The 16,076-nt window shown below is 73.2% G+C and carries 18 protein-coding genes; 14 read left to right on the top strand and 4 right to left on the bottom strand.

What is annotated here, in order from left to right; all coding sequences use genetic code 11:
- Positions 1-32 precede the first annotated feature (32 nt).
- From ACFVUY_RS34245 to ACFVUY_RS34230, 4 genes are all read left to right on the top strand, one after another.
- Positions 33-473 carry a GntR family transcriptional regulator gene (locus tag ACFVUY_RS34245; protein WP_387693100.1) on the top strand — a complete coding sequence of 147 codons (441 nt, stop codon included), beginning with the start codon at positions 33-35 and terminating at the stop codon, positions 471-473.
- Positions 473-1,399, top strand: coding sequence for an ATP-binding cassette domain-containing protein (locus tag ACFVUY_RS34240; protein WP_387693102.1), 927 nt, complete (start codon positions 473-475; stop codon positions 1,397-1,399). The genes ACFVUY_RS34245 and ACFVUY_RS34240 overlap by 1 nt, the downstream gene beginning before the upstream one ends.
- Positions 1,396-2,361: an ABC transporter permease subunit gene (locus tag ACFVUY_RS34235; protein WP_387693104.1), complete on the top strand. Its 966-nt coding sequence runs from the start codon at positions 1,396-1,398 to the stop codon at positions 2,359-2,361. Before ACFVUY_RS34240 ends, ACFVUY_RS34235 begins: the two co-directional genes overlap by 4 nt.
- Before the next feature lie 121 nt (positions 2,362-2,482).
- Positions 2,483-3,325 carry a chitosanase gene (locus ACFVUY_RS34230; protein WP_387736207.1) on the top strand — a complete coding sequence of 281 codons (843 nt, stop codon included), beginning with the start codon at positions 2,483-2,485 and terminating at the stop codon, positions 3,323-3,325.
- Positions 3,326-3,398: 73 nt separating this feature from the next.
- Here ACFVUY_RS34230 and ACFVUY_RS34225 read toward each other — a convergent pair whose 3' ends face one another.
- A complete protein-coding gene (locus ACFVUY_RS34225) occupies positions 3,399-4,268 on the bottom strand; it encodes a 3-hydroxybutyryl-CoA dehydrogenase (RefSeq protein WP_359905942.1) in 870 nt (289 codons plus the stop codon).
- A 306-nt stretch (positions 4,269-4,574) separates the two neighbouring features.
- Between ACFVUY_RS34225 and ACFVUY_RS34220 the strand changes: the two genes are divergently transcribed.
- Positions 4,575-5,393 carry an SDR family NAD(P)-dependent oxidoreductase gene (locus ACFVUY_RS34220; RefSeq protein ID WP_387693107.1) on the top strand — a complete coding sequence of 273 codons (819 nt, stop codon included), beginning with the start codon at positions 4,575-4,577 and terminating at the stop codon, positions 5,391-5,393.
- Positions 5,394-5,402: 9 nt separating this feature from the next.
- Here ACFVUY_RS34220 and ACFVUY_RS34215 read toward each other — a convergent pair whose 3' ends face one another.
- Positions 5,403-6,317 (bottom strand): polysaccharide deacetylase family protein, encoded by a 915-nt coding sequence (locus ACFVUY_RS34215; RefSeq protein ID WP_380549379.1) that lies wholly within the window; start codon positions 6,315-6,317, stop codon positions 5,403-5,405.
- Positions 6,318-6,529: 212 nt separating this feature from the next.
- On the opposite strand from ACFVUY_RS34215, the gene ACFVUY_RS34210 reads away from it, so the two are divergent.
- From ACFVUY_RS34210 to ACFVUY_RS34200, 3 genes are all read left to right on the top strand, one after another.
- The gene (locus ACFVUY_RS34210; RefSeq protein WP_380549376.1) at positions 6,530-7,414 is read left to right on the top strand and encodes an SAM-dependent methyltransferase; all 885 of its coding nucleotides are present in this window, start codon (positions 6,530-6,532) and stop codon (positions 7,412-7,414) included.
- A 114-nt stretch (positions 7,415-7,528) separates the two neighbouring features.
- Complete coding sequence (locus ACFVUY_RS34205) at positions 7,529-8,083, top strand: HD domain-containing protein (protein WP_387693113.1); 555 nt, start codon at positions 7,529-7,531, stop codon at positions 8,081-8,083.
- A gap of 45 nt (positions 8,084-8,128) precedes the next feature.
- Entirely contained in the window at positions 8,129-8,635 is a 507-nt protein-coding gene (locus ACFVUY_RS34200; protein WP_387736205.1) for an FBP domain-containing protein, read from the top strand.
- A 62-nt stretch (positions 8,636-8,697) separates the two neighbouring features.
- Here ACFVUY_RS34200 and ACFVUY_RS34195 read toward each other — a convergent pair whose 3' ends face one another.
- Positions 8,698-9,072, bottom strand: a complete 375-nt coding sequence (locus ACFVUY_RS34195; protein WP_387693116.1) for an RNA-binding S4 domain-containing protein — start codon at positions 9,070-9,072, stop codon at positions 8,698-8,700.
- Between the two features lie 9 nt (positions 9,073-9,081).
- On the bottom strand, positions 9,082-9,513 hold the full coding sequence (locus tag ACFVUY_RS34190; RefSeq protein WP_387736203.1) for a VOC family protein: 432 nt from the start codon (positions 9,511-9,513) through the stop codon (positions 9,082-9,084).
- A gap of 126 nt (positions 9,514-9,639) precedes the next feature.
- On the opposite strand from ACFVUY_RS34190, the gene ACFVUY_RS34185 reads away from it, so the two are divergent.
- The 6 genes from ACFVUY_RS34185 to ACFVUY_RS34160 all read left to right on the top strand — a co-directional run bounded on the left by ACFVUY_RS34185 (position 9,640) and on the right by ACFVUY_RS34160 (position 15,954).
- Entirely contained in the window at positions 9,640-10,806 is a 1,167-nt protein-coding gene (locus ACFVUY_RS34185) for a methyltransferase (RefSeq protein WP_387736286.1), read from the top strand.
- A gap of 93 nt (positions 10,807-10,899) precedes the next feature.
- Entirely contained in the window at positions 10,900-11,928 is a 1,029-nt protein-coding gene (gene argC, locus ACFVUY_RS34180; RefSeq protein WP_359905964.1) for an N-acetyl-gamma-glutamyl-phosphate reductase, read from the top strand.
- On the top strand, positions 11,925-13,097 hold the full coding sequence (argJ, locus tag ACFVUY_RS34175) for a bifunctional glutamate N-acetyltransferase/amino-acid acetyltransferase ArgJ (protein ID WP_387736201.1): 1,173 nt from the start codon (positions 11,925-11,927) through the stop codon (positions 13,095-13,097). The genes argC and argJ overlap by 4 nt, the downstream gene beginning before the upstream one ends.
- A gap of 171 nt (positions 13,098-13,268) precedes the next feature.
- A complete protein-coding gene (gene argB / locus ACFVUY_RS34170; RefSeq protein ID WP_359906023.1) occupies positions 13,269-14,144 on the top strand; it encodes an acetylglutamate kinase in 876 nt (291 codons plus the stop codon).
- 23 nt (positions 14,145-14,167) lie between these two features.
- The gene (locus ACFVUY_RS34165; RefSeq protein ID WP_387736284.1) at positions 14,168-15,382 is read left to right on the top strand and encodes an acetylornithine transaminase; all 1,215 of its coding nucleotides are present in this window, start codon (positions 14,168-14,170) and stop codon (positions 15,380-15,382) included.
- Positions 15,383-15,405: 23 nt separating this feature from the next.
- Positions 15,406-15,954 carry an arginine repressor gene (locus ACFVUY_RS34160; RefSeq protein WP_359905973.1) on the top strand — a complete coding sequence of 183 codons (549 nt, stop codon included), beginning with the start codon at positions 15,406-15,408 and terminating at the stop codon, positions 15,952-15,954.
- Positions 15,955-16,076: the final 122 nt, after the last annotated feature.

Raw genomic sequence — 16,076 nt, 5'->3', positions numbered from 1 at the left:
GGTGCGTCGGTCCATCGTTTATCTCTTTACCTATGGAAGTAGATAAAGACGATGCCGGCCAGCCCTCCCCGATCGAGTTCCGCCTGGACCCGGCCTCCGGCGTCCCGACCTACCTGCAGCTCGTGCAGCAGGTCGAACAGGCGCTGCGGATGGGCTGGTTGACCGAGGGGGACCGGCTGCCCCGGGTGCGCGAGGTGGTGGCCGGGCTGGCGATCAACCCGAACACCGTGCTCAAGGCGTACCGCGAACTGGAGCACCGCGGCCTCGCGGCCGGCCGCCGGGGCCAGGGCACCTTCGTGCGGGGCCTGCCCGCCGGGGTGGTGCCGCTGCGCGAGCGGGCCGCGCTGCGCCGCGGGCTGCTGGACTGGATGCGCTCGGCGCGGACCGCCGGGCTGGACGAGGAGGGGATGGCCGCGGTGTTCGAGGACGCGCTGCGCGACCTGCGCGAGGACCGGGGCGGGGTGGTGGCCTGATGGCCGTGGACACGGTGATCGACTGCGCCGGGCTCGGCAAGCGCTACCGGCGCTCCTGGGCGCTGCGGGACTGCCGGCTCGCCGTCCCCGCCGGGCACGTGGTGGCCCTGGTCGGCCCCAACGGCGCCGGCAAGACCACGCTGCTCGGCCTGGCCGCCGGACTGACCCTGCCGAGCGAGGGTGCGCTGACCGTCCTCGGCGACCAGCTGCCCGGCTCCCCGCGCGCGTTGGACCGGATCGGCTTCGTCGCCCAGAACGCCGCGCTCTACCCCGGCGTGCCCGTGCGCGACCTGCTGGCGATGGGCCGTCACCTCAACCGCCGCTGGGACGACGCCCGGGCCCGTACCCACCTGGACGGCCTCGGCATCCCGCTGGACCGCAAGTACGGCCGCCTCTCCGGCGGTCAGCAGGCCCAGGTCTCGCTCGCGCTGGCGCTCGCCAAGCGTCCCGAACTCCTGCTGCTGGACGAGCCCCTGGCCGCTCTCGACCCGCTCGCCCGGCACGACTTCATGGCCGTGCTGCTGACCGCGGTGGCCGAGGACGGGATGTCGGTGGTGTTCTCCTCGCACGCCGTCAACGAACTGGAGCAGAGCTGCGACTACCTGGTGGTGCTCGGCGCCGGCCGGGTCCAGGTCGCGGGGGAGGTGGACGACCTGCTGGCCGGCCACCGGATGCTCACCGGCCCGACCGCCGAGGCCGACCGGGTGGCCGGACAGCTGCCGGTGGTCCGCGACCGCCGGGCCGGCGCCCAGTCCCACCTGCTGGTCCGCACCGGCGGCGTGGACGCCCCGGTCTCCGGCTCCTGGCACCAACAGCGCGTCGGGCTGGCGGAGTTGGTGCTCGCCTATCTGCGCGAGCCGGCCGCCTCCGCCCTCCCCGGCCCGCGCGGGGCCGTCCCCCCGAACGAGAAGGTGCTGCTGCCGTGAGCTCCCTGTCCCTCGCCCCGCCCCGCTCCGCCGTCCTGCGGGCGGCCGGGCTGCGGCACCGGCCCGCGCTGCTGACCCTGCTGACGGTGATGGCCGCGATCTCCCTCGGGCTGCTGGTCCACGGCTGGTACCTGCACGACGGCCTGGCCCGCAGCGGCGCCGCCTCCTGCGACCCGGCCACCGACGCCTGCATGGCCATGTACAAGCAGTTCCTGCGCGAGTACGGCGACGGCCTGCTGGCGCTCGACTCCGTGTTCTACGTCCTCGGCGGGGCTTTCGGGGCCTTCCTCGGAGGCCCGCTGCTGGCACGGGAGTTCGAGCACGGCACGGTGCGTTTCGCCTGGACCCAGGGCGCCGGGCGGACCCGCTGGACGGTGGGCGGCCTGGTCATGGGCGGCGCGGTGCTGGCCGTCGTGGCGGTGCTGTTCGGACTGCTGCTGCGCTGGTGGAGCGGGCCGCTGACGCTCCGGGTCGGGGAGTTCAGTCCGGAGGTCTTCGTGCAGACGCCGCCGGTGCTGGTCGGACGGGTGCTGGTGGCCTTCGGGGCCGCGGTGCTGGCCGGTGCGGTGCTCCGCCGGACGGTGGTCGCGGTGGGGGCCGGGCTGGCGGCCTCGGTCGCGCTGCCGTTCCTCGCCCACTCCGTGCGCGCGCACTACCTGCCTCCGCTGGAGGACGCGGTGCACTCCATGAAGCCCATGGCGCTGGACGACCGCTGGGTGCTGAACGTCTGGTTCTCCGACCCGGCCGGGAAGCGGATCCCGACCGGCGCCTTCTACGACATCGGCGGGGACTTCGCCCACCTCCAGGAGCTGGTGCGCGACGGCGGCTACACCGCGCACGAGGTGTACCAGCCGGCGAGCAGGTTCTGGCCGTTCCAGTTCATCGAGTTCGGCTGGACGCTCCTGCTCGCGGTGGCGCTGTGCGCGGCGGCGGTCTGGTGGGTGCGGCGCCGGGCGTTCTGAGCCCCGGTCGTCAAGATCTCTTGAAGAGGTTCCGTCAAAACCCTTGCGGGAGTGCGGCGTCAGGGCTTTTCCTTTTTCTCGTTAGGAAAGTTTCCTAACCCACGAGGAATCGGAGCGTCCCATGCGCCCTCAGCCCCGTCGTGCCCTCCGCATCGCCCTCGCCGCCGCCCTGGTGGCCGCGCCGCTGACCGTCGCGGCCACCTCGGCGGCCCAGGCCGCCCCGTCGCCGGCCGCCGCCGTCCAGTTCAAGGGGGTCGGGCTGGACGACCCGCACAAGAAGGACATCGCCATGCAGCTGGTGTCCAGCGCGGAGAACTCGTCGCTGGACTGGAAGGCCCAGTACAAGTACATCGAGGACATCAAGGACGGCCGCGGCTACACCGCCGGCATCATCGGCTTCTGCTCCGGCACCGGCGACATGCTGGACCTGGTCCAGCACTACACCGACCTCAAGCCCGGCAACATCCTGGCCAAGTACCTGCCGGCCCTGAAGAAGGTCAACGGCAGCGAATCGCACGCCGGCCTCGGCTCCGCCTTCGAGAAGGACTGGGCCACCGCCGCCAAGGACACCGTCTTCCAGCAGGCCCAGAACGACGAGCGCGACCGGGTGTACTTCAACCCCGCCGTCAACCAGGCGAAGAGCGACGGCCTGCGCGCGCTCGGCCAGTTCGCCTACTACGACGCCATCGTCATGCACGGCCCGGGCAACAGCTCGGACAGCTTCGGCGGCATCCGCGCCACCGCCATGAAGAAGGCCAGGACGCCCGCCCAGGGCGGCGACGAGGCCACCTACCTCAAGGCCTTCCTGGACGCCCGCAAGGTGGTCATGAAGAAGGAGGAGGCGCACTCGGACACCAGCCGGGTCGACACCGAGCAGCTGGTCTTCCTCAACGCCAAGAACTTCGACCTCAACCCGCCGCTGAAGTGGAAGGTCTACGGCGACAGCTACGCCATCAACAGCTGACGCCCCGGCAGGCGAAAGGGCCCGGCGGCCGTGAACCGGCCGCCGGGCCCCGCCGTCCGTCCCGCCGCGGGTGTCAGGCGCTCGCGGTGTAGTCGTAGAAGCCCCGGCCGGACTTGCGGCCCAGCAGGCCGGCGTCGACCATCCGGGAGAGCAGCGGGGGAGCGGCGTACAGCGGCTCCTTGTACTCGTCGTACATCGACTCGGCGATCGAGACGATGGTGTCCAGGCCGATCAGGTCGCACAGCCGCAGCGGGCCCATCGGGTGGGCGCAGCCGGCCTCCATGCCCTTGTCGATGTCCGAAGCGGTGGCCACGCCCGTCTCGAACATCCGCACCGCGGACAGCAGGTACGGCACCAGCAGCGCGTTGACCACGAAGCCGGCCCGGTCACGGGCGCGGATCGGCTCCTTGCCGAGCACCTGGGAGGCGAACGCCTCGACCCGCTCGGTGGTGGTCGCCGAGGTGGTCAGGGTCGGGATGACCTCGACCAGCTTCTGCACCGGCGCCGGGTTGAAGAAGTGCAGGCCGATCACCTGCTCCGGGCGGCTGGTGGCGGCGGCCAGCTTCACGATCGGGATCGAGGAGGTGTTGGAGGCGAGGATCGCGTCGCGGCGCTCGACCACCCGGTCCAGGGTCTCGAAGATCCGGACCTTGATGTCCTCGCGCTCGGCGACGGCCTCGACCACCAGGTCGCGGTCGGCGAAGTCGGACAGCTCGACGGTGAAGGACAGCCGGGCCAGCGCCTCGTCCCGCTCCTCGGGCGTCAGCTTGCCCCGCTTGACGGCTGTCTCCAGGGAGTTGGTCAGCCGGGTGCGGCCGAACTCCAGCGCCTCACCGCTGGCCTCCGACACCAGGACGTCCAGCCCGGCCCGGGCGAAGACCTCGGCGATGCCCGACCCCATCAGGCCGCAGCCGATCACTCCGACGCGCGCGATGTCACTCACTCAGTTGCCCTTCGACGGTGCTGGGGGTCGCCCAGCCAGCGGGTGGCCCAGCGAGCTGCTGGACAACGGGCCGGTGTGCCGGAATGGGTGCACCGGTCACCGCCCCGACGACGTTACTACTCCGTACCGGCCAGTAGGTCACCCCCTCCCCGGCAGGGTGCCACGGCCGGGAGTCCCCCGAACGAGTGAGGCGGCGACCCCGGACCCGTGTGCCCGGGCCCGGCTCCGCCCGGCGCCCGACAGAATGCCGCAGACGGGGGCCGGGGGCGGAAGAGGACAGGGCCGGGCACGCGAAGGGAGTACGGGGTGTCGACGGGATCGCTCGCAGGACAGGTCGCCCTGATCACCGGGGCCGGCCGGGGCATCGGCCGGGAACTCGCCATCGGCCTGGCCGCCGAGGGGATGTCCGTCGGCCTGGTCGGCCGCACCCACGAGACACTGACCGACACCCTCAAGGAGTGCGTCAGGCGCGGCTCCCGGGGCGTCGCCGTGACCGCCGACGTCACCCGCCCCGGCTCGGTGCGCGAGGCGGTCCGGCTGGTCGAGCGCGACCTCGGGCCGATCGACCTGCTGGTCAACAACGCCGGCCTGGTCGACCGCGCCGAGGTGCCGCTCTGGGAGACCGACGCCAACCAGTGGTGGCAGGTGATCGAGACCAACCTGCGCGGCCCCTACAACCTGCTGCGCTGCGTGCTCCCCGGCATGGTCGCCCGCCGGCGCGGCCGGGTGATCAACCTCAACTCCGGCTTCGCGCTGCGCCCGGACGGCGACTACACCGCGTACGCCACCTCCAAGGGCGCGCTGCTCCAGCTCTCGGACAACATGGCGGACTCGCTGGCCCGCAACGGCATCGTCGTCCTCGACATCAGCCCGGGCGCGGTGGCCACCGACATGACCGCCGGGATGCCGATGTTCAAGGGCACCACGGACTGGGGCTCCATCCCGTACATGGTCGCGGTCACCGTGGACGCGGCCCGCGGCCGCTTCGACGGGCTGCACGGGCGCTTCATCCACGCCGGCCGGGACGACCTGGAGGAACTGGTCAACCGGGCCGACGCGATCCGCGCCGCGGACGCCCGCACGCTGCGGCTGCGCCCGTACAAGGACGACGACCCGATGCTCTGACCGGGTCGTTCAGGCGCAGAGCTGGCTGGCGGTCACCGGCTTCAGCCCCGCCTTGGCCAGGCCGTCCAGGATGCCGGGCAGCGCGTCCACCGTGCACTGGTGACCCATGTGCAGCGCCACCACCGAGCCGCCGCGCACCGAGTTCAGCACCCGGCGCTGCAGCTCGGCGGCCGAGGGGTCGTTGTAGTCGCGCGGGTCGACGTCGAAGGACAGCACGTGCTCGTACCCGACCGCCCTGGCCTGCTCGCGCACCATCGGGGTGGCGTACTGCGCGGCGGAGGGGCGGAACCAGCGGCCGATCGAGCCGGTGAGCCGCTGCAGGCGCTCGGCGCACTGGGCGATCTCGGCGCGCGCCTGGTCGGGTGCCATGGCCGAGATGTTGAGGTGGTTCTGGGTGTGGTTGCCCAGCTCGTGGCCGCCGTCCAGGATCCGCCGGGCCATCTGCGGCTGCTGGTCGAGCCAGCTGCCGACGACCATCACGGTCACCTTGGCGCCGCGCTGCTCGGCGGCCTCCAGCAGGGCGGTGGCCAGCTTCGGGTCGCCGCTGCCGTGGAAGGTGAGCGCCACGTTCCTCCCGGTGCGCGGCCCGTACGCGACCTCGGCCGGGGTGCCGGGCGCGAGCGGCGGCAGCACGGGCGGGGCCGGCGGGGCGGAGGGCTGGGCGGCGGCCGCGGCGGCGGTCGGCCCACCGTCGGGCCCGGGCTCCGCCGGGGCGGTGGGCGCGGGGGAGGCCGGGCCCTCAGCGCCGTTCCAGGCCGGGTCGGTGGTGTGCTGCGGGTCCACGGTCCCGGGGTGCGCGGCGAGTGCCCCCGGGTCGGCCCGGCGGAGCGTTCCGGTGCCGCAGGCGGTGAGCAGGCCGCCGGTGGCGGCGAGGGCGGCGATCCGGGCGGTGGCGCGCAGTACGGTGCGGCGGTCGGCAGTCATCGGCAGCCAGCATAGAGAGGACGGCTCCGCCCGGCGATCCGACCCGACCGGGCCCGCACCGGCTTTGACGTGCACACACTCTGTGACCGGGTGTTGCGTAAACCTGAACTCCCGCTGTTTCCGCGGTGTGTCCTTGGATACGATCACCGCGCACCGTGAGTTGACCGGCGGTGGCCAAACTCTTCCGGCATTGCGCATTGGGGGCGGACAGGATGTACGAGGACGGCGCGGCGACCGGCCGGAGCACGGACACCGAGTGGGACTGGGCCAGAGCCGAGGACTGGCAGCCCCCGAGCGAGCTGGACACCGGCGTCCCGCACACCGCCCGGATGTACGACTACTACCTCGGCGGCAAGGACAACTTCGAGGCCGACCGCAAGGCCGCCCAGGCCGCGATATCCGCCTACCCCGCGCTGCCGCTGCTGGCCCGCACCAACCGGCAGTTCCTCGGCCGCGCCGTGGAGTTCGTCGCGAGCCGGGGCGTGCGCCAGTTCGTCGACATCGGCACCGGCATCCCGGCGGTCGGCTCCACCAACGAGGTCGCCCAGCGGGTCGCCCCGGACGCCCGGGTGGTGTACGTGGACAACGACCCGATCGTCGCCACCCACGCCCGCGCCCTGCTGGCCGGCCACCCCGCCGGGCACACCTCGGTGATCGAGGCCGACCTGCGCGACCCGGCCGCCATCCTCGGCCACCCCGCGCTGGCCGGCGCCGTCGACCTCTCCCGGCCGGTCGCGCTGATGCTGGTCGCCGTGCTGCACTTCATCCGCGACGAGGAGGGTGCGCAGCAGATCGTCCGCACCCTGCGCGACGCGCTCGCCCCGGGCAGCGCGCTGATCCTCTCCCACGGCAGCCCCGACTTCGCCTCCCGCGAGAGCGCCTCCGAGGGCACCCGCATCTACCGCAGCGCCAGCGCCCCGCTCGTGCTGCGCCCGCGGTCCGGCGTCGAACCCTTCTTCGGCGACTTCGAGTTCGCCGGCCCCGGACTCGTCCAGCTCCCGCTCTGGCGCCCCGTCGCGGGCCACGTGCCCACCTCCGAACTCCCCGAGGGCTGGCAGGACGTCTCGGCGTACGCCGGTGTCGCCTTCAAGAAGTAGCCCCGAGCGTCCGTCGGGGTCCGGTCCCGGCGCCTCCCTCCTGCGCCGGGACCGGACCGTCGAAGCCTGGGGTTCACCACTGACAGCCCCTCACCGCCGCGGGTACCCTGCGGCGTGACCACCACCGACCTGCCCCCGCTGCCCCCCGGCGTCGCCGAACTGCTGCGGGCCGTCGACGCCCCGCCCCGCCTGGTCGCCCACCTCGCCCTGGTGCACGAAGTGGCCGGGGAGATCGTCGGCTTCTGTGCCCGCGCGGGCCTGGCCTTCGACCACGAGGCCGTCCTGTACGGCGCCGCCACCCACGACATCGGCAAGACCGTCCACCCCGAGGAGCTCTCCGCCCCCGGCTCCCTGCACGAGCCCGCCGGGTACGCCCTGCTGCTCGCCCGCGGCGTCCCCGAGCACCTCGCCCGCTTCGCCCGCGGCCACGCGAGCTGGGACGGACCCGGCGTCACCGTCGAGTCACTGCTGGTCAGCCTGGCCGACAAGGCCTGGAAGAACAAGCGGGTCCCGGACCTGGAGGACCTGGTGGTCGAGCGGCTCGCCGCCGCCGGAGGGCAGGAACGCTGGGAAGCCTTCCTCGCCCTGGACGACCTGCTCACCCGGATCGGCGAGGACGCCCCGCGGCGGCTCGCCGTCCAGGCCGCCCACCCGGTGCGGACCGGGTGAAAATCGGCGCGACACGACGGGCGGGCCGGTGTTAGCTTCCGCGACATGGAACCCCTGAGCGAGAACGAGATCCGCGCGTCCTTCGTCAACTGCTCCAAGGGCGAGGCCCGCCGGCTCAACCTGCCCCGGGGCCTGGCGGAGCTGCCCTGGGAGCACCTGGACTTCCTCGGCTGGCGGGACCAGGGCGCGCCCGACCGGGCGTACCTGGTGGCGCCGTACCAGGGCGAGCCGGTCGGCCTGACGCTGCGCTCGCCGGTGATCCGGCGCAGCCTGACCAAGACCAACGTGTGCTCGCTGTGCATCACCGCGCACGCCGGGTCCGGGGTCGCGCTGCTCGCCGCCCGCCGGGCCGGGGCGGCCGGGCGCGAGGGCAACACGGTCGGCACCTACATCTGCGCCGACCTCGCCTGCTCCCTCTACGTGCGCGGGCTGAAGAAGTCCACCCTGGTCACCCGGCCCGACGAGTCGCTGCCGCTGGAGCTGCAGATCGACCGGACGGTGGGCAACCTCGGCGGCTTCCTCGCCAAGGTGCTCGCCACCGCTGCCGTGTAACGGCTCCGGGCCTGTCCGTGCCCGCGGGGCTCGGTGCCCGTACGGTTCGGTGCCCGCGCGGCTCAGGTCCCGCGCAGCTGGTCCAGCTCGCGGCGCTCCCGCTTGGTCGGCCGCCCGGCCCCCCGGTCCCGCGTCCCGGCCGCCGCGACGAACTCGCGCGGCGGCCGCGGCGGGCTGTTGTCGACCAGGCACTGCGCCGCGACCTCGGCCCCGACCCGCTTGCGGATCAGCTTCTGCACCACCACGACCCGTTCGTGGCCCTCCTCGCGGACCCGCACCTCGTCCCCGGGCTTCAGCGCCTGGGCCGGCTTGGCCCGCTCGCCGTTCACCTTGACGTGCCCGGCCCGGCAGGCGGCCGCCGCCAGCGCCCGCGTCTTGACCAGCCGGACCGACCAGATCCAGCTGTCCAGCCGCACGCTTCCCTCGTGTTCAGCCATCCCCGGAGCCTACCCAAGGCCGGCCGCCGGTCGGCCCCGGGCGGCGCCCGGCGCCTCCTGGACCGCCCAGCCGTTCCCGTCCGGGTCGTTGAAGAACACGAAGTTGTTCCACGCCTCGCCGTGCCCGTCCACCCGGCCCCCCGCCACGAAGTGCTGGACCGGGCTGACCGCCACGCCCCGTGCCGCCAGTTCGGCGTGCGCCTTCTCGATGTCCGGCACCACCAGCTGGAGCCCCTTGACCGATCCGGGCGGGGAGTCGATCACCCCCTTGCCCACCACGATGGAGCAGGGCGAGCCGGGGGGCGTCAGCTGTACCACCCGGATCCCGTCCCGCAGCAGGGTGTCGTGGTCGACGGTGAACCCGGCCTGCTCCTCGTAGAAGAGCTTCGAGCGGTCCACGTCCGACACCGGGACCACCACGACTTCGAGTTTCCACTCCATCGCCCTCACCCCTCTCGGTCGGGCTCTTCCAGTATCCGTCCGTAATCGCTCCCGGGGGCCGTCGGATAGCCTGAGAACACGATGAATCCCCAGACCACGCCCGCCGCGACCCCGCCGGACACCGCCTTGGCCACCCCGTGGGGCGCCTTGGAGCTCACCCGTTTCCCCGTGGACCCGCGCGAGCGGCTGCGGGCCTGGGACGCCGCCGACGAGTACCTGCTGCGCCACCTGGCGGGCGAGGCCGACAGCGCGGCCGGCGCCGCGACGGAGCTGGCCGGCCGTACGGTCGCCGTCCTCGGCGACCGCTGGGGCGCGCTGACCACCGCGCTCGCCGAGTACCGGCCGGTCCAGATCACCGACTCCCATCTCGGCCGGCAGGCCACCCTGGCCAATCTGGCCCGGGCCGGCGCCGCCGTCGACGAGACCCGGCTGCTCACCACCCGGGACGCCCCGCCGGAGCGGATCGACGTGCTGCTGGTGCGCGTCCCCAAGAGCCTGGCCCTGCTGGAGGACCAGCTGCACCGGCTCGCCCCCGCGCTCCACGAGGGCACCGTGGTGATCGGCTCCGGCATGGTCACCGAGATCCACACCTCCACGCTCCAGCTCTTCGAGCGGATCCTCGGGCCGACCCGCACCTCACTGGCCGTGCGCAAGGCCCGGCTGATCCTCTGCACCCCGGACCGGGCGCTCGACGCCGGTCCCAACCCGTGGCCGCACCGCTACGCGCTGCCGTCGGACATCGGTGCCGCCTCCGGCCGTACGGTCGTCAACCACGCGGGCACCTTCTGCGCGGACCGGCTGGACATCGGCACCCGCTTCTTCCTGGCCCACCTGCCCGTCCCCGCCCCCGGCGCCCGGGTGGTGGACCTCGGCTGCGGCAACGGGGTGGTCGGTACGGCCGCCGCGCTGGCCGGGCCCGGCGCGGAGCTGGTCTTCGTGGACGAGTCGCACCAGGCGGTGGCCTCCGCCGAGGAGACCTTCCGCACCAACCTGGGCCCGGACGCCCCGGCCGGGTTCCTGGCCGCCGACGCCCTGGCCCCGGACGTGGTCGCCGCCGGCTCGGTGGACCTGGTGCTCAACAACCCGCCGTTCCACTCCCACCAGGCCACCACCGACGCCACCGCCTGGCGGATGTTCACCGGCGCCAAGCGGGCGCTGCGGCCCGGCGGGGAACTCTGGGTGGTCGGCAATCGCCACCTCGGTTACCACGTCAAGCTGCGCCGCCTCTTCGGCAACTGCCAACTCGTCGCCGGTAACCCCAAGTTCGTGGTGCTGCGGGCCGTCAAGCGCTGACCGGGCCGCCCCGCCCCGGCGGGGTTCGGCAGGCACTCCTTGCATGAATTTTCCGCCACGCGTATATTCATGCCACGACTAAGGAGGAACGCCATGGCATTGCGAGTCGCCGTCGCCGGCGCGAGCGGTTATGCGGGCGGCGAGGTGCTGCGCCTGCTGCTCGGCCACCCGGAGATCGAGATCGGGGCGCTGACCGGCGGCTCGAACGCGGGCACCAGACTGGGCGCGCTCCAGCCGCACCTCCTCCCGCTCGCGGACCGCGTCCTGGAGGCCACCACTCCCGAGGTGCTGGCCGACCACGACGTGGTGTTCCTGGCGCTGCCGCACGGCCAGTCCGCCGCCGTCGCCGAGGAGCTCGGCCCGAACGTCCTGGTGATCGACTGCGGCGCCGACTTCCGGCTCAGGGCCGCCGCCGACTGGGAGCAGTTCTACGGCTCCGCGCACGCCGGCACCTGGCCCTACGGCCTGCCCGAACTCCCCGGCCACCGCGCCGCGTTGAAGGGCAGCAACCGGATCGCCGTGCCCGGCTGCTACCCGACGGCCGTCTCCCTGGCGCTGTTCCCCGCCTACGCCGCGCAGCTCGCCGAGCCGGAGGCCGTGGTGGTCGCCGCCTCCGGCACCTCCGGCGCGGGCAAGGCCGCCAAGCCGCACCTGCTGGGCAGTGAGGTGATGGGCAGCGTCAGCCCGTACGGCGTCGGCGGCGTCCACCGGCACACCCCGGAGATGGCGCAGAACCTCACCCCGCTCGCGGGCGAGCCGGTCTCCGTCTCCTTCACCCCCACCCTCGTCCCGATGCCGCGCGGCATCCTCGCCACCTGCTCGGCCAAGGCCCGGCCGGGCGTGACGGCGCAGAGCCTGCGCGCCGCCTACACCGAGGCGTTCGCGGACGAGCCCTTCGTCCACCTGCTGCCCGAGGGGCAGTGGCCGCAGACCAGCAGCGTCTACGGCGCCAACACCGCCCTGGTCCAGGTCGCCCTGGACGCCGCCGCCGGGCGGATCATCGCGATCAGCGCGATCGACAACCTGGTCAAGGGCACCGCCGGCGGCGCGGTGCAGAGCATGAACATCGCCCTCGGCCTGCCCGAGGAGCTCGGCCTTCCCGTGAACGGAGTCGCACCGTGAGCACGACCACCAACGTCGGAGTGACCGCAGCCAAGGGCTTCCGCGCCGCCGGCGTGACCGCCGGCATCAAGGCCTCCGGCACTCCCGACCTCGCCCTGGTGGTCAACGACGGCCCCTCGCTCGCGGCCGCCGGCGTCTTCACCGCCAACCGGGTCAAGGCCGCGCCGGTGCTCTGGTCCGAGCAGGTCCTCAAGGGCGGCCGGGTCTCCGCGGTCGTCCTCAACTCCGGTGGCGCCAACGCCTGCACGGGCCCGCTCGGCTTCCAGGACACCCACGCCACCGCGGAGAAGGTCGCCGCGGAGCTGGGCCTCGGCGCAGGTGAGGTCGCGGTCGCCTCCACCGGCCTGATCGGGGTACGGCTGCCGATGGACATCCTGCTCCCCGGGGTCGCCCTGGCCGCCGGCAAGCTCGGCGAGGACGGCGGCGAGGCCGCCGCGATCGCCATCAAGACCACCGACACGGTGCACAAGACCGCCCAGTACACCAGCCCGGCCGGCTGGACGGTCGGCGGCATGGCCAAGGGCGCGGGCATGCTCGCCCCGAGCCTCGCCACCATGCTGGTCGTCCTCACCACCGACGCCGACCTGGACAGCGCCGCCCTGGACGAGGCGCTGCGCGGCGCCACCCGCACCACCTTCGACCGGATCGACTCCGACGGCTGCATGTCGACCAACGACACCGTGCTGCTGCTGGCCTCCGCCGCCTCCGGCACCACCCCGGAGCAGGCCGAGTTCGCCGAGGCCGTCCGCACGGTCAGCGCCGACCTGGCCCGTCAGCTGATCGGCGACGCGGAGGGCGCGAGCAAGGAGATCCGGATCGACGTCACCGGCGCCGCCACCGAGGACGAGGCGGTCGAGGTCGCCCGGACGATCAGCCGCAACAACCTGCTCAAGTGCGCCATCCACGGCGAGGACCCCAACTGGGGCCGGGTGCTGGCCGCGATCGGCACCACCTCCGCCGCCTTCGACCCGAACGAGCTGGACGTCGCCATCAACGGCGTCTGGGTCTGCAGGGCCGGCGGCGTGGGCGAGGACCGCGACCTGGTGGACATGAAGGGCCGCGAGGTCGTCATCACCGCGAACCTCAACGCCGGTACGGCGGGCGCCACGCTGTGGACCAACGACCTGACGGCCGACTACGTTCACGAGAACAGCGCCTACTCGACCTGATCCGCGTCACTTCGTCCGCGACACCCTGAGCCGCGGCACTCCGAGCCGCGGCACCTGATCCGCGACCTCCCCCCGGCCCGCGGCCGGGGGGACCCCCATCGACGAGGGAATTCCGTGCAGATCGCACCCAAGGGCGAACAGGCCCGCAACAACACCGCGTTGCCCAAGGCCATGACGCTGATCGAGGCGCTGCCGTGGCTGGAGCGCTTCCACGGCAAGACCGTCGTGATCAAGTTCGGTGGCAACGCGATGGTGGACGAGAGCCTCAAGGCCGCCTTCGCCCAGGACGTCGTCTTCCTGCGCTACGCCGGTCTGCACCCGGTCGTGGTGCACGGCGGCGGCCCCCAGATCAGCGCCCAACTCGACCGGCTGGGCCTGGAGTCGAGCTTCACCAACGGCCTGCGGGTCACCACCCCGGAGACCATGGACGTGGTCCGGATGGTGCTCGCCGGCCAGGTGCAGCGCGAGCTGGTCGGCCTGCTCAACGGGCACGGCCCGTTCGCGGTCGGCATGACCGGCGAGGACGCCCACACCATGACGGCGGTCAAGCGCTACGCGGTGGTGGACGGCGAGCAGGTCGACATCGGCCTGGTCGGCGACATCGTCAACATCGAGTCCGGCGCGGTGAAGGCGATGATCGCCGACGGCCGCATCCCGGTCATCTCCTCGATCGCCCGCGGTACCGACGGCCACGTCTACAACATCAACGCCGACACCGCCGCCTCCGCCCTCGCGGTCGCGCTGGGCGCCGAGATGCTCGTCGTCCTCACCGACGTCGAGGGCCTCTACAAGGACTGGCCGAACTCGGACGACGTGATCAGCCAGCTCACCGCGAGCGAGCTGGAGGAGCTGCTGCCCGACCTGGCCAGCGGCATGCTCCCCAAGATGGAGGGCTGCCTGCGCGCCGTCCGCTCCGGCGTGGGCACCGCCCGCGTGCTGGACGGCCGGGTCCAGCACAGCCTGCTGCTGGAGATCTTCACCGACGAGGGCATCGGCACGATGGTCGTGCCGGACGACGAAGCGACCGTGACCGGGGGACTGGCATGACCGGCGGGACCGACATGACCGACATGACCGACGTGACGCACAACGAGCAGCTCGCCCAGCGGTGGCAGCACTCCTTCACCGACAACTACGGCACCCCCCGCATCCCGCTGGTGCGCGGCGAGGGCAGCAAGCTCTGGGACGCCGACGGCAAGGAGTACACCGACCTGCTCGGCGGCATCGCCGTCAACGCCCTCGGCACCGCCCACCCGGCCGTCGTCGAGGCCGTGAGCCGGCAGATCGCCACCCTCGGCCACGTCTCCAACCTCTTCATGGCCGAGCCCACCATCGCCCTCGCCGAGCGGCTGCTGGAGCTGGACGGCCGCCCGGGCGGGCGGGTGTTCTTCTGCAACTCCGGCGCCGAGGCCAACGAGGCCGCTTTCAAGATCAGCCGGCGGACCGGCCGCACCCACCTGGTCGCCCTCCAGGGCGCGTTCCACGGCCGCACCATGGGCGCCCTCGCGCTCACCGGCCAGCCCGCCAAGCAGGACCCGTTCCGGCCGCTGCCCGGCGACGTCACCCACGTCCCGTTCGGCGACGTCGAGGCGCTGCGCGCGGCCGTCACCACCGGGACCGCCGCCGTCTTCCTGGAGCCGATCCAGGGCGAGAACGGCGCCGTCCCGCTGCCCGAGGGCTACCTGAGGGCGGCGCGCGAGATCACCCGGGCCACCGGCACCCTGCTGGTCCTGGACGAGATCCAGACCGGTGTCGGCCGCACCGGCCACTGGTTCGCCCACCAGGCGTACGAGGGCGTGGAGCCGGACGTGGTCACCCTGGCCAAGGCGCTCGGCGGCGGTCTGCCGATGGGCGCGGTGCTCGCCTTCGGGCCGGCCGCCGAACTGCTCACCCCGGGCCAGCACGGCACCACCTTCGGCGGCAACCCGGTGGCCGCCGCGGCCGGGCTCGCGGTGCTGGACACCATCGAGTCCGAGGGCCTGCTGGAGCACACCCGCAAGCTGGGCGAGCGGCTGCGGCACGGAATCGAGGCGCTCGGCGACCCGCTGGTCTCGCACGTGCGCGGGGCGGGCCTGCTGCTCGGCATCGTGCTCACCGAGCCGGTCTCGGCGCGGGTCCAGGCCGCCGCGCAGGAGGCGGGCTACCTGGTCAACGCGGCCGTCCCGGACGCCGTCCGGCTGGCCCCGCCGCTGGTGCTGACCGAGCAGGAGACGGACGCCTTCCTGGCCGCGCTGCCGGGCATCCTCCGGACGGTGCGCGAGAGCGCCCCGGCCGATGCGAGTTGACCGTCGTCCGGGAGAATAATCACATGACCGCTTCCCGCTCCGGTTCGTCCGCCGCCGGCCCGACGCCGCAGGTCCCGCAGACCCGCACCGCGCGCCACCGGCGGATCGTGGACCTGCTCACCCGCCAGCCCGTGCGTTCGCAGAGCCAGCTCGCCAAGCTGCTCGCCGACGATGGACTCGTGGTGACCCAGGCCACCCTCTCCCGGGACCTGGACGAGCTGGGCGCGGTCAAGATCCGCAACCGGGACGGCGCGCTGATCTACGCCGTCCCGGCCGAGGGCGGCGACCGCACGCCGCGCGCGCCGATGGGGGAGTCGGCCAGCGAGGGCCGGATGGCCCGGCTGGCCGGCGAACTCATGGTCTCCGCGACGGCCTCCGGCAACCTGGTGGTGCTGCGCACCCCGCCGGGCGCCGCCCAGTTCCTGGCCTCGGCGATCGACCAGGCCGAGGTCTTCGAGATCATCGGCACCATCGCCGGCGACGACACCGTGCTGCTGATCAGCCGCGACCCGGCCGGCGGCCAGGCGCTCGCCGACCACCTCATGCAACTCGCCCAGGCGAAGGCGCAGTAGCGCCGCGCGCCGCCTGACCTCGACGAACCCCGGCCGACGGAGAGCCCTCCGGCCGGGGTTTTGTGTTTCATACGGCGTCGTGCATACTTATGCCGTCCACTGCACATGCATGAAGGAGTCAC

Source organism: Kitasatospora sp. NPDC058063, assembly GCF_042885395.1.
Lineage (GTDB): Bacteria > Actinomycetota > Actinomycetes > Streptomycetales > Streptomycetaceae > Kitasatospora > Kitasatospora lactacystinica.
This window is presented reverse-complemented; position numbering and strand designations above follow the sequence as displayed.